The sequence below is a fragment of the Streptomyces sp. NPDC048481 genome (assembly GCF_043200075.1).
In the GTDB taxonomy this organism is placed as follows: domain Bacteria; phylum Actinomycetota; class Actinomycetes; order Streptomycetales; family Streptomycetaceae; genus Streptomyces.
In genome coordinates this window covers 349721-361853 of sequence record NZ_JBICXC010000008.1, presented here as the reverse complement: position 1 = coordinate 361853, position 12133 = coordinate 349721, and the positions used below count along the sequence as shown (strand labels likewise).

At 72.5% G+C, this 12133-nt stretch carries 9 protein-coding genes and 2 pseudogenes; 7 read left to right on the top strand and 4 right to left on the bottom strand.

What is annotated here, in order from left to right; all coding sequences use genetic code 11:
• From ACGFSH_RS24910 to ACGFSH_RS24890, 5 genes and pseudogenes are all read left to right on the top strand, one after another.
• Positions 1 to 574, top strand: a pseudogene (locus ACGFSH_RS24910) (hypothetical protein); the annotation flags it as partial.
• A 274-nt stretch (positions 575 to 848) separates the two neighbouring features.
• Entirely contained in the window at positions 849 to 1961 is a 1113-nt protein-coding gene (locus ACGFSH_RS24905) for an aliphatic sulfonate ABC transporter substrate-binding protein (protein ID WP_393352276.1), read from the top strand.
• A gap of 9 nt (positions 1962 to 1970) precedes the next feature.
• Positions 1971 to 2783: an ABC transporter ATP-binding protein gene (locus ACGFSH_RS24900; protein WP_393352275.1), complete on the top strand. Its 813-nt coding sequence runs from the start codon at positions 1971 to 1973 to the stop codon at positions 2781 to 2783.
• Positions 2770 to 3672, top strand: coding sequence for an ABC transporter permease (locus ACGFSH_RS24895; RefSeq protein WP_393352273.1), 903 nt, complete (start codon positions 2770 to 2772; stop codon positions 3670 to 3672). Before ACGFSH_RS24900 ends, ACGFSH_RS24895 begins: the two co-directional genes overlap by 14 nt.
• 6 nt (positions 3673 to 3678) lie before the next feature.
• Positions 3679 to 4428 (top strand): sirohydrochlorin chelatase, encoded by a 750-nt coding sequence (locus tag ACGFSH_RS24890; RefSeq protein WP_393352270.1) that lies wholly within the window; start codon positions 3679 to 3681, stop codon positions 4426 to 4428.
• Positions 4429 to 4530: 102 nt separating this feature from the next.
• Here the strand turns inward: ACGFSH_RS24890 and ACGFSH_RS24885 are convergent, their stop codons facing one another.
• Together ACGFSH_RS24885 and ACGFSH_RS24880 are read right to left on the bottom strand one after the other, a co-directional pair.
• Positions 4531 to 5553: a ketopantoate reductase family protein gene (locus ACGFSH_RS24885; protein WP_393352267.1), complete on the bottom strand. Its 1023-nt coding sequence runs from the start codon at positions 5551 to 5553 to the stop codon at positions 4531 to 4533.
• 41 nt (positions 5554 to 5594) lie between these two features.
• A complete protein-coding gene (locus ACGFSH_RS24880) occupies positions 5595 to 6143 on the bottom strand; it encodes a DUF1697 domain-containing protein (RefSeq protein ID WP_393352265.1) in 549 nt (182 codons plus the stop codon).
• A gap of 394 nt (positions 6144 to 6537) precedes the next feature.
• Here ACGFSH_RS24880 and ACGFSH_RS24875 point away from each other — a divergent pair, with 394 nt between their 5' ends.
• On the top strand, positions 6538 to 8805 hold the full coding sequence (locus ACGFSH_RS24875) for an MMPL family transporter (protein WP_393352262.1): 2268 nt from the start codon (positions 6538 to 6540) through the stop codon (positions 8803 to 8805).
• A 142-nt stretch (positions 8806 to 8947) separates the two neighbouring features.
• Here the strand turns inward: ACGFSH_RS24875 and mgt are convergent.
• Positions 8948 to 10214 (bottom strand): annotated as a pseudogene (gene mgt / locus ACGFSH_RS24870) (macrolide-inactivating glycosyltransferase).
• Positions 10215 to 10418: 204 nt separating this feature from the next.
• On the opposite strand from mgt, the gene ACGFSH_RS24865 reads away from it, so the two are divergent.
• On the top strand, positions 10419 to 11282 hold the full coding sequence (locus tag ACGFSH_RS24865; protein ID WP_393352259.1) for a phosphotransferase enzyme family protein: 864 nt from the start codon (positions 10419 to 10421) through the stop codon (positions 11280 to 11282).
• 102 nt (positions 11283 to 11384) lie between these two features.
• Here the strand turns inward: ACGFSH_RS24865 and ACGFSH_RS24860 are convergent, their stop codons facing one another.
• A complete protein-coding gene (locus ACGFSH_RS24860; RefSeq protein WP_393352256.1) occupies positions 11385 to 12107 on the bottom strand; it encodes a 3'-5' exonuclease in 723 nt (240 codons plus the stop codon).
• Positions 12108 to 12133 lie beyond the last annotated feature (26 nt).

The window sequence follows — 12133 nt, the reverse complement described above, 5'->3', positions numbered from 1 at the left end:
GATCGCCGCCGGCACCTTCCGCGTCGGCGATCCCGTCACCGTGCTGCCGTCCGGCCGCACGTCGACGATCTCCGGTATCGACCTGCTCGGCGAGCCCGTCGACGCCGCGTGGACGACCCAGTCGGTGACGGTGCTGCTCGCGGACGACATCGACGTCTCGCGCGGCGACCTGATCGTGCCGACCAAGGACGCCCCGGCCACCACCCAGGACGTCGAGGCGACCGTCTGCCACGTCGCCGACCAGCCCCTGACCGTCGGCCACCGGGTGCTGATCAAGCACGGCACCCGCACGGTCAAGGCGATCGTCAAGGACATCCCCTCCCGCCTCACCCTCGACGACCTGTCCCTGCACCCGCACCCCGGACAGCTCGTCGCCAACGACATCGGCCGGGTCAAGATCCGCACCGCCGAACCGCTGCCCGTCGACTCCTACGCCGACTCCCGCCGCACCGGCTCCTTCATCCTCATCGACCCCGCCGACGGCACCACCCTCACCGCCGGCATGGTCGGCGAGTCCTTCGCCGCCCCCGAACCGGTCAAGGACGCCTCCGACGACGACGGTTGGGACTTCTGACCGTGAACCCACCCGATTTCTACTCGACGTTCGCGAAGGAGGGCGGCCGTGTCGGCAGCGGCGCCCTCGGGAGCGGGCAGGGCGGAGTGGGCCGATGTGCGCGCTGACGTACGCGCACTGCCTGCGCGCCCCGTCCCCCCGCACCTCCCCCCATGCTCCACTTCGCCCGCGCACGACGGGACCCGCGTCCCGGAGGCGGCGAAGACCCCATGCCGACTTCCCGGCCACGACCTGAAAGACCGTGACCGCCGGGCCAACGAGAGGAACCCCTCCCGTGCCTGCCAACCGCTCCGCTTCTCTGCGTCGCGCCGTCGCGGCCGTCGCCGCCCTGCCCCTGCTCACCCTGGCCGCCTGCGGCTACGGGTCCGAGGCCAAGGCGGACAACGCCAAGGAGAAGGTCGCCGCCGGCTCGAAGAAGATCGACGGTCTCGACACCGTCAAGATCGGCTACTTCGGCAACCTCACCCACGGGACCGCTCTGGTCGGCCGTGACCAGGGCATCTTCCAGAAGGCGCTGGGCGCCACCAAGGCCTCGTACGCCACCTTCAACGCGGGTCCCTCGGAGATCGAGGCGCTGAACGCCGGCTCCATCGACATCGGCTGGATCGGCCCCTCCCCGGCGATCAACGGTTACACCAAGTCCGACGGCAAGAGCCTGCGCATCGTCGGCGGTTCGGCGTCCGGCGGGGTGAAGCTCGTCGTCGACCCGGCCAAGATCAAGTCCGTCGGGGACCTCAAGGGCAAGAAGATCGCCACGCCCCAGCTCGGGAACACGCAGGACGTCGCGTTCCTGAACTGGGTCGCGGAGCAGGGCTGGAAGGTCGACGCGCAGAGCGGCAAGGGCGACGTCACGGTCGTCCGCAGCGACAACAAGGTGACGCCGGACGCCTTCAAGGCCGGTTCGATCGACGGCGCCTGGGTGCCGGAGCCGACCGCGTCGAAGCTGGTCGCCGAGGGCGGCAAGGTGCTGCTCGACGAGGCGTCGCTGTGGCCCGGCAAGAAGTTCGTGATCACCAACATCATCGTGTCGCAGAAGTTCCTCGCGGCGCACCCGCAGGTCGTCGAGGCCGTGCTGAAGGGTGCGGTCGAGACCAACAAGTGGATCGGCGCCCACCCGGCCGAGGCGAAGGCGGCGGCGAACAGGCAGCTGGAGGCCGACTCCGGCAAGGCGCTGCCGGCGAACGTCCTGGACCCGGCATGGTCGTCGATCCAGTTCATCGACGACCCGCTGGCCGCCACGCTCGAGACCGAGGCGGCGCACGCGGTCAAGGCGGGTCTGCTGAAGCAGCCCGACCTCAAGGGAATCTACGACCTGTCGATCCTGAACAAGGTCCTCAAGGCCGAGGGCGAGCCCACGGTCGATGCCGCCGGTCTCGGCGTCAGCTGACCGCATCCGATGAGTTCCCAGGAGGTGACGACCATGGCCACGACCCTCGCCAAGGCCGCCGAGACCGTTGAGTCGGTGGAGTACGCGGCACGCCTCGAGCACGTCTCGAAGTCCTTCGCGGGACCGGGCGGGGAGCAGCTCGTCCTGGACGACATCACTCTCGATGTCGCGCCCGGCGAGTTCGTCACCCTCCTGGGGGCCTCGGGCTGCGGGAAGTCCACGCTGCTGAACCTGGTGGCGGGTCTCGACAGGCCGACCGCCGGGACCATCACCACGGACGGCCGTGCGGCGCTGATGTTCCAGGAGCACGCCCTCTTCCCGTGGCTGACGGCCGGAAAGAACATCGAACTCGCCCTGAAGCTGAGGGGGGTCGCGAAGCCGGACCGGCGCGACAAGGCCGAGGAGCTGCTGGAGCTGGTCCGGCTGAAGGGCGCGCACGGAAAGCGGGTGCACGAGCTGTCCGGCGGCATGCGCCAGCGCGTGGCGCTGGCCCGCGCGCTGGCCCAGGAGAGCCGGCTGCTGCTGATGGACGAGCCGTTCGCGGCCCTCGACGCCATCACCCGCGACGTGCTGCACGACGAACTGACCCGGATCTGGGAGGAGACGGGGCTGTCCGTCCTCTTCGTCACGCACAACGTGCGCGAGGCCGTCCGGCTCGCGCAGCGCGTCGTGCTGCTGTCCTCCCGGCCCGGACGGGTGGCGCGCGAGTGGTCGGTGGACATCCCGCAGCCGCGCCGCATCGAGGACGCCCCCGTGGCGGAACTGTCCGTCGAGATCACCGAAGTCCTGCGTGGGGAGATCCGCCGTCATGGCCAGCACTGAGACGAACACGACGACGGCGGCGAAGCCGGCCGCCCATGCGCTCGACGGTGTGGAGGCGGGTCTCGACGCGCTGGACGTGGTCACCCCCGCGGGCCGTGTTCCCTTCCGGCGGACGTTCGTCGACAAGATCCTCCCGCCGATCGTCGCGAGCGCGTTGCTGCTGGTCGTCTGGCAGATCACCTTCAAGGTGGTCGACGACCCGACGAAGCTGGTCTCGCCGCTGGACGTCTGGGCCACGCTGCGGGACGCCTGGCTCCGGGGCGAGCTGCTCGGCTACATCTGGACCAGCGTCTCGCGCGGTCTGCTCGGCTTCCTCTTCGCCCTCGCGATCGGCACCCCGCTGGGGCTGCTGGTGGCACGGGTGAAGTTCGTGCGGGCGGCGATCGGTCCGATCCTGTCGGGTCTGCAGTCGCTCCCGTCGGTGGCCTGGGTGCCGCCGGCCGTGCTGTGGCTGGGTCTGAACAACTCGATGATGTACGCGGTGATCCTGCTCGGGGCGGTTCCGTCCATCGCCAACGGGCTGGTGTCCGGCGTCGACCAGGTGCCGCCGCTGTTCCTGCGGGCCGGGCGCACCATGGGCGCGACGGGCCTGCGGGGAACCGTCCACATCACGCTGCCGGCCGCGCTGCCGGGCTATGTGGCGGGTCTGAAGCAGGGCTGGGCGTTCTCGTGGCGTTCGCTGATGGCGGCGGAGATCATCGCGTCGTTCCCCGATCTCGGCGTGGGCCTCGGCCAGCTGCTGGAGAACGGGCGCAACGCGAGCGACATGTCGATGGTGTTCGAGGCGATCCTGCTCATCCTGTTCGTCGGCATCGCCATCGACCTGCTGATCTTCAGCCCGCTGGAGCGGTGGGTGCTGCGCAGTCGCGGTCTGCTGGTGAAGGGCTGACGAGCCGTGTCCAGGAATCCGGTCCCTCCCGTTCTCGTGGTGATCGCCCACGGGAGCCGCGATCCGCGGCACGCGGCGACCGTCGACGCGCTCGTGCGGCGCGTGCGGTCCCTGCGGCCCGGGCTGCGGGTGGAGACCGGCTTCCTGGACTTCAACGTCCCTTCCGTGCAGGGGGTGCTGGAGTCGCTGGCCGCGGAGGGCGTGCGTGAGGTGGTGGCGCTGCCGCTGCTGCTGACCCGCGCGTTCCACGCGAAGGCGGACATCCCGGCGGTGCTGCGGGACGCGCCGGCGCGGCTGCGGATCCGGCAGGCCGAGGTGCTCGGCCCGTCCCCACTGCTGCTGAGCGCCCTGGAACGGCGCTTGTACGAGGCGGGGTTGACGCCCGCCGACAAGTCCTCGACCGGGGTCGTCCTGGCCTCGGCGGGGTCCACGGACCCGGAGGCGATCGCAGTGATCGCAGCAATCGCGCGGGAGTGGCGGCGCACCGGTTGGTGTGCCGTGCGGCCTGCGTTCGCCTCCGCCTCTCTTCCTCGCACCGAGGACGCGGTCCGCGAGCTGCGCGCGCTGGGCTGCTCCCGGGTCGCGGTCGCCCCGTACGTCCTGGCTCCCGGGTTCCTGCCGGACCGGATCGCGCGGGGCGCGGCCGGGGCGGACGTCCTGGGCGAGGTGCTCGGTCCGGCGCCGGAGGTGGCCCGGGTGCTGCTGAGGCGTTACGACGCGGCGAGCACTCCGGTGCGGGCGGCCGTCGGCGCCTGACCCGCCGGCGGCCACCCTCCTGCCCAACCACCCGCGGGCCGAGTCCCGCCGCGTCCCGGCCCCGCGCCCGTCCCTTGCGATCGGCCGGGCGGGCGGCCGACCTCAGTCGGTGCGGACGCCGGCGACGGCGTCGTCCGCCATGCGGACGAGCCGGGTCAGGGGCAGGGAGCCCGGCTCCCTGCGCTCGCGGGCGAAGGCGTTCGCGAGCCGTTGCAGCAGTTCGTTCAGCGGGGTCGGCACGCCGTGCAGCCGGCCGAGGAGCACGATCTCGCCGTTGAGATAGTCGGCCTCGATGCTGCCCGCGCCGCGGCTGAGGGACTGCCAGGAGGAGCCGCCTGCGCGCGGGACGCCGGGGAGCGGGACCAGGGTGACCTTGTCGCCGCGGGCCGCGCGCTGCTCTTCCGCGCCCGCGTAGGCGATGCCGGCCGCGTCGAGCACGGCCGCGCCCTCGGCGCGCACACGGGCGAACAGCGCCTCGGCAGCGGGATCGGTGACCGGCCCGCTCACCGCTTCGAGGGCGTTGCCGAGGTTGGACAGCAGCTTGGCGTACTGCCAGCGGGCGACGTCGGGGACGGCCGGCGCCTCGAAGCGCGCCTTCTCCAGGTCGGCGCAGATGCCGCGGGCGGTGTCGTCGACGCCGTGCGGGTGGCGGCCTAGGTGGAGGATGCCGGTGAGGGGGGTGCCGGCGGCGGAGACGACGCCGGGTTCCACGTGGGTGGAGGGCAGCCAGACGCAGACGGCGTAGACGTGCCGGAACCGGCGCAGCGCCATCCGGGGGCTCTCCACTCCGTTCTGGGCGCAGACCAGCGGGAGCCGTTCGGCCGCCGTGCCCCCGCCCTCGACCGGGGCCGGGCCCCAGGTGTGCAGCGCCGCCTCGCTGTCCTGGGTCTTCACGGCGAGGACGAGGACGTCGTCGGCCCGCAGTGTGCCGAGTTCGTCCGGTCCGGCGACCACGGGCAGCCGGTGGGTCAGTTCGCCCTCCGGCACCCTGAGCCGCAGTCCGCCCTCGGCGAGCGCCGCCCGGTGCGCGCCGCGCGCGACGAGGACGACCTCCTGCCCCGACTCCGCGAGCCGCCCGCCCACCGTTCCGCCGATCGCCCCTGCCCCGATGATGATGTAGCGCATGGGACGAGCCTCGCACACCTGTGCCGAGGCCCGCGACGCTCTCAGGCCTGCGTCATCTCCACCAGTTTGACGACGGTGTTCCAGTTCCGGGTGGTGGTGATCAGGCCCTTGGTGAGGCGGGGCCTGGCCAGTTGCTCGGCCAGCCGGGAGCGGCCCAGTCCCTCGGGGGCGTACAGGTACAGGGCGCGGTCGCCGAGCCGGAACTCCTCGGGGAGGTGCGCCGCGCGGTCGATGCCCGCGTAACGCTCCTCGTCGACGGGGCCGGAGCAGTAGGTGACGTGGAGTTGTTTCGCCGTCAGCTCGGCGGCCGGGAACGGGCAGGCGTCGGCGACGGCCTTCAGATAGGCGTGGTCGCGGACGATCACGCCGACGTCGAAGCCGAACCGCTCCGCGATCGCCGCCGTGAGGTCGGCCGCGAGGCTCTCCTCGTCGCCGTGCGCGCTGGAGAACACGGCCTGGCCGCTCTGGAGATGGGTGCGCACCTCGTCGTGGCCGAGACCCTCCATGAGGGTGCGCAGGTCGGCCATCGGGACCTTTCTGCTGCCGCCCACGTTGATGCCTCGCAGCAGGGCGGCGTACGTCGTCGTCATCCGCCCACCATAGGCGGCCGTCGTGCCCCGTGGGGGTGGGCACGACGGCCGCGTCCGGGGTGGGTGACCGGTAGGAAACTCTGGCCGATCCGGGGCGTGCGGATCAATATCTGGCGCACTTCTCCACACGTCTGTGACTTGTTCAACAAACTTGCGTAATCGTTCACTTCCGCCGCCCGCTGCCGGCTTCACCCTGATCGCCGCCCCCGAGACCGCCGGATAGATGTAAGGGGCCACTGTCCTCCCCAGCGGTGAGACGGGCCGGTCCGACCGGAGGAGTCGGAGGTCCCGCACGTCACCAGGCAGCACGAGGAGATGGCCTTATCCAGCCCATACCTTCGAATCGGAAGGTGGCGGCAGGGGCTGCTACCGCATCACAAGGGGGCAGCCCGTCATGGTGAGCGGAGAAATACGGGTGCGGGGCATCGCCGCGCGGGCCGGCGGCTGGAGCGCCCGGCATCGATGGGCCGCGGTGGGCGTCTGGGTGCTGTTCGTCGTCCTGGCCATGGGGATCGGGTCGGCGGCGGGGACAGTCGACGTCAAGGAGAGCGACCAGCTCGGGGGCGAGACCCGCACGGCCGCCAGAATCGTCGAGGACGCGGGCATCGAGGAGCCGGCGAGTGAGACGGTCCTCATCCAGTCGAAGGACGGCTCCGTCAAGGCCACGGACCCCGAGTTCCGGGCCGCCGTCGCCGCCGTCGTCGCGGCCGTCGGCAAGACCGGCGAGGCGACCGACGTGAGTTCGCCGTACGACACGAAGACGATCTCGAAGGACGGTCGCAGCGCGCTCGTCCAGTTCGACATGCGCGGCGACTCCGACACCGCGGGCGACCGGGTGGAGCCGGTGCTCAAGGCCGTGGACGCGGTCGGCAAGGAGCACTCCTCGCTGCGGATCGAGGAGATCGGCGGCGCCAGCATGGCGAAGACGTTCGACGACGCGTTCGGCGACGACTTCCAGCAGGCGGAGTACTCGGCCGTGCCCGTGGCGCTGGGCATCCTGCTGATCGCCTTCGGCGCGCTGGTCGCGGCGCTGCTGCCGGTGGCCCTGGCGATCACCGCGATCATGGCGACGACGGGTCTGATGGGCATCGTCAGCCATTTCCAGCCGATGGACGACACCGCCAGCTCGGTGATGCTGCTGGTGGGCCTGGCCGTGGGCGTCGACTACTGCCTGTTCTACCTGCGCCGTGAGCGTGAGGAGCGGGCGGCGGGACGCGACCCGGAGACCGCGCTCAGGATCGCCGCCGCCACCAGCGGCCGGGCCGTGATCGTCTCCGGCGTCACCGTGTGCGTGGCCATGGCGGGCATGCTGTTCACCGGGCTCGCCACGTTCGAGGCGATGGGCCTGGCCTCCCTGATGGTGGTCGCCGTCGCCATGGTCGGTTCGGTGACCGTGCTGCCGGCGCTGCTGTCGCTGCTCGGCGAGCGGGTGGAGAAGGGCAGGATCCCGTTCCTGCACCCCGACCGGCGTCGCCGCAAGGGCGGCCGCGGACGCGGCGACGAGGGCAGCCGCTTCTGGAGCGCGGTGCTGAAGGTCGTCCTCGCCCGGCCCGCCGTCTCGCTGGTCGTCGCGGCCGGCGCGCTGCTCGCCATCGCCGCTCCGGCGGTCGGCATGAAGACCCAGAACCTCACCCTGGACCAGGAGTTCGGCGACTCGCTGCCCATCGTGCAGACCTACAACCGGGTCAACGACGCCTTCCCCGGCGGCTCCGAGCCGGCCGAGGTCATCGTGAAGGCGGCCGACATCAACGCCCCCGAGGTGAAGGCGGCACTGGAGCAGTTCCGGCAGCAGGCGATCAGCTCGGGCGCCTCGCGCGGACCGGTCGAGATCAAGCTGCACGACGCGCAGAACCTCGCCTACGTGTACGTGCCGCTGGTCGGCGGCTCGGACCTGGACAAGGCGGGGGCGAGCCTGGACAAGCTGCGCGACGAGGTGCGTCCCGCCACCCTGGGCAAGGTCGACGGCGTGCAGGCTCCGATCACCGGGCAGGTGGCCGGGTCGAACGACTTCAACGACCAGCTGGCCGGAGCCGTCGCGCCCGTCTTCGCGTTCGTCGTTGTCTTCGCCTTCCTGCTGATGCTGCTGTCCTTCCGGTCGCTGACGATCGCGATCACCTCGATCGTGCTCAACCTGCTGTCGGTGGGCGCGGCCTACGGCATCCTGGTGGCCGTCTTCCAGCACGGCTGGGGCGCTTCGCTGGTGGGGGCGGAGGGCGTCGGCGCCCTCATCACCTGGCTGCCCCTGTTCCTCTTCGTGATCCTCTTCGGCCTGTCGATGGACTACCACGTGTTCGTCGTCTCGCGGATCCGTGAGGCGCGGCTGCGGGGGCGCACGACGAACGAGGCCATCCGGCACGGTGTGGTCACCACGGCGGGCGTGGTCACCAGCGCCGCGGTCATCATGGTCGCCGTGTTCGCGATCTTCGGAACGCTGTCCATGCAGTCCATGAAGCAGATGGGCGTGGGCCTGGCGGCCGCGGTCCTGATCGACGCGACGGTCATCCGGGGCGTGCTGCTGCCGGCCGTGATGGCGCTGCTCGGTGAGCGCAACTGGTACCTGCCGAAGTGGCTGCGCTGGCTGCCCGACCTCACCCACGACGAGGCGCCGGAGCCGGCCGCCCCGGCGGCGCGCGACGACGAGGGCGAGCGCCTGCCGGTCTGACCCTGCCGAGGCCTCGCGGAAGCAGGTCTCGCGCAACGAGGGCTCGTCGGCCTCCCGGAGGAGTCGACGAGCCCTCACCTGTGTCCCCCGGGCCGGCGTGCGGCCGGGCGGGCCACGGTCGGGGCGCGGTACGGCGGTGCGGTCAGGGGGAGTTCGGCGCGGTGGAGGGCGCGGGTCGGGCGGGGAGTTCGGCCTCGATGAGGTCGGCGGCCCGCCGGGTGCCGCCCTCCTCCGTCATCTCGGCCTGGATGTCCTTGAGCCGCCGGGCGACCTCGGCGTCGTCGACGAGGGCCAGGGCCGCCGCCCGCAGGGCCTCGGCCGTCGCCTCCGCCGTAGGGATCTGCCGGGCCACTCCGAGGCCCTCCAGCAGGTCGGCGTTGCCGAACTGGTCCACCGCCTGGGGCACGGCGATCATCGGCGTGGCGGTGGCCAGGCCTTCCTGGCTGCCCCCGGCGCCGGCGTGCGTCACGAACAGGTCCGCCTGCCGGAGGACCGCCAACTGCGGTACCCAGGCGTGGACTTCGACGGTCTCGGGGAGGTCGCCCAGGGCCGCGGGGTCGACGTGCCTGCCGATCTGGAGCACGAGGCGCCAGCCGGGCAGGTCCCCGAAGGCCCGCACGCACTCCCGGTAGAAGTCGGGCCGGTCGGTGAACGTCGAGCCCAGCGAGACGAGGACGACCCGGTCGGCGCCGGCGGGACGGGTCCACTCCCCCTCGGCCGCCCGGTCGCCCTGGCACGCGCCGACGAACGTGTACACGCTGTCGTCGACCCGGTCGGCGCAGGGCTGGAGCGCGCGGGGGATCAGCACGAGCGAACGGGCCGGCCTGCCGACGAAGCGGTCGGGGTGCTCGGTGATCCCGTTCTCCTCCAGCCAGGCGTGGAAACGGGCGTAGTAGGCCTTGCCGCGCTCCGTGCGCTTCGGCTCGGCCCACATCGGCTCGGCGACCTCCTCCTCGTATCCCTCCCAGGCCACGAGGTTGGGCGAGAGGGAGATCGCGGGGACGCCCCAGCGGTGGGCGAGGACGCGGGCCGGATACGAGGTGATGTCGTGCAGCACCAGATCGGGCCGGTCCCCCTCGTAGGCCTCGCTCAGCCGGGGCAGCGCCTGGATCGCGTCGGCCAGGAAGGGCTCCACGTGGTCGAGGAGGGTGCTGCCCCAGGCGGCGGGGTCGCCGTCGGGCGCGGGCAGGGTCGAGTGCCATGTCTTGACCTCGGCGCCGGTGGCGGCGACCTTCTCGGCGAAGACGGGCGGAATCGCGTAGGTCACCCGGTGGCCGCGCGCGACGAGTTCGCGGACGACTTCCAGGCTCGGGTTCACGTGGCCGTGCGCGGCGATGGAGAACATGGCGATATGGGCGGGGCGACTGGTCATGCCATGAACCGTAGACGAGACGATACGTCTCGTGCAATCTGTTTCCGTGGCCGTCCCTTCCGCCCCGCCCGGGGCCCGCTGTTCGGCGCTGCTGGGCGCGGTTCACCGTCGACCCACCGTGCGCGCGGCGCCGTCCGCACGAATGCGAGACTGACCGTCGGACGGCCGGATCCGGACACCGCCCGGTGCGCCGGACGCCGGGTGAGACGGCGCCGGGTGAGGAACGACACGGAGGCAGACGATGGACGAGGCACTTGCGCGCGACGCACTGGCCGCGGCGGGAGTGCTGCCCGGCCCGGCGGCCGAGGCGCGGCTGCTCGCCCTGGGCGAGAACGCGGTGTTCGCCGCGGGTGACCTGGTGGTGAAGGTGGGGCGCGACGCCGAGCTTCTCGACCGGGCCCGGCGCGAACTGGACATCGCCGCGTGGCTCGCCGACGCGGGCGTCCCCGCGGTGCGCGCGGCCGCGCCGGAGCCGCTGCTGGCCGAGGGCCGCCCGGTGACGGTGTGGCACCGGCTGCCCGACCCGGTCCGCCCCGCCGGGCCGCGCGATCTGGCCGAACTGCTGCGCCTGCTCCACTCCTTGCCCGTCCCGCCGTTCGGGCTGCCGCCGCGCGATCTGCTGTCCGGGGTGGAACGCTGGCTGCGCCTCGCGGGCGACGCGGTCGACCCGGCGGACGCGGCGTATCTGCGCGAGCGCCGCGACGGCTTCGCGTCGGCCGCCGCCGCGCTCATCCCGCACCTGCCCCCCGGTCCGGTCCACGGGGACGCGCTGCCGCGCAATGTGCACATCGGGCCCGACGGCCCCGTCCTGGTCGACCTGGAGACCGTCTCCGCCGATCTGCGCGAGCACGACCTGGTGGTGATGGCGCTCTCCCGCGACCGGTACGGCCTGCCCGCCGCGGACTACGACGCGTTCACCGAGGCGTACGGCTGGGACGTGCGCGAGTGGGCGGGCTGCGAGGTCCTGCGGGGCGCCCGCGAGACCGCGAGCTGCGCCTGGGTCGCCCAGCACGCGCCCTCGAATCCCAAGGCGCTGGCCGAGTTCCGCCGCCGCGTGGCCTCGCTGCGGGACGGTGACGCAAGCGTGCGCTGGTACCCGTTCTGACCCGCCGCGCGCGGTCCTCGGCCCGAGCCGCGCACCCGACCGCTCCCGTGCCCGTACGGGACCCCGCTTGGTCGCCCCCTCGGCCTCAGGGGGGTGGAGACCTCAGGCGGGTTTCGCGGCCGGTTCGCGCATCGGCCAGGCGCTGTCCACCACCGCGTCCGCGTCGCCCTTGCGGCGCAGGAAATCCTGGAAGTCCGCCGCCCATTGCGCGTACCACTCGATCTGTCGGCGGTGCAGCTCCGCCGGGCCGAGGGAGGCGACCTTGGGGTGGCGCACGGCTATGGCGCAGGCCAGGCGGGCCGCGGCCAGGGCGTCCGCCGAGGCGTCGTGCGCGCGCTCCAGGGGGACGCCGTACTCGGCGCAGACCGCTTCCAGGTTGCGCTTGCCGCGCCGGTAGCGGTCCACCGAGCGGTCGATGGTGTACGGGTCGACGACCGGCGCCGGGTCGAGGCCGCCCAGCCGGTCGCTCAGCGAGGGCAGGCCGTGGCGGCGCAGTTCGGCGGAGAGGAGGGTGAGGTCGAAGGCGGCGTTGTAGGCCACGACCGGGACGCCGGTGCGCCAGTAGCCGGTGAGGACGCCCGCGATGGCGTCCGCCACCCGGTCGGCGGGGGCGCCCTCGGCGGCGGCCCGCTCGTTGCTGATGCCGTGCACGGCGACCGCGTCGGCCGGGATCTCGACGCCCGGATCCGCCAGCCACTCGCGGTGGCCCAGGACCTGCCCGTCCCTGACCTCGATCACGGCTCCCGTGACGATGCGCGCCTCGCGCGGGTCCGTCCCGGTCGTCTCCAGGTCGAAGCCGATCAGCAGCTCCTGGTACCAGGCCATGATGGCCCCCCTTCTCGGTGGTGCTT

Excerpts from the sequence above, each read along its gene's own strand:
- ACGFSH_RS24900 (WP_393352275.1), top strand. The coding sequence starts at position 1,971 with ATGAGTTCCCAGGAGGTGACGACCATGGCCACGACCCTCGCCAAGGCC.
- ACGFSH_RS24895 (WP_393352273.1), top strand. The coding sequence starts at position 2,770 with ATGGCCAGCACTGAGACGAACACGACGACGGCGGCGAAGCCGGCCGCC.
- ACGFSH_RS24885 (WP_393352267.1), bottom strand. The coding sequence starts at position 5,553 with ATGCGCTACATCATCATCGGGGCAGGGGCGATCGGCGGAACGGTGGGC.
- ACGFSH_RS24880 (WP_393352265.1), bottom strand. The coding sequence starts at position 6,143 with ATGACGACGACGTACGCCGCCCTGCTGCGAGGCATCAACGTGGGCGGC.
- ACGFSH_RS24875 (WP_393352262.1), top strand. The coding sequence starts at position 6,538 with ATGGTGAGCGGAGAAATACGGGTGCGGGGCATCGCCGCGCGGGCCGGC.
- ACGFSH_RS24865 (WP_393352259.1), top strand. The coding sequence starts at position 10,419 with ATGGACGAGGCACTTGCGCGCGACGCACTGGCCGCGGCGGGAGTGCTG.
- ACGFSH_RS24860 (WP_393352256.1), bottom strand. The coding sequence starts at position 12,107 with ATGGCCTGGTACCAGGAGCTGCTGATCGGCTTCGACCTGGAGACGACC.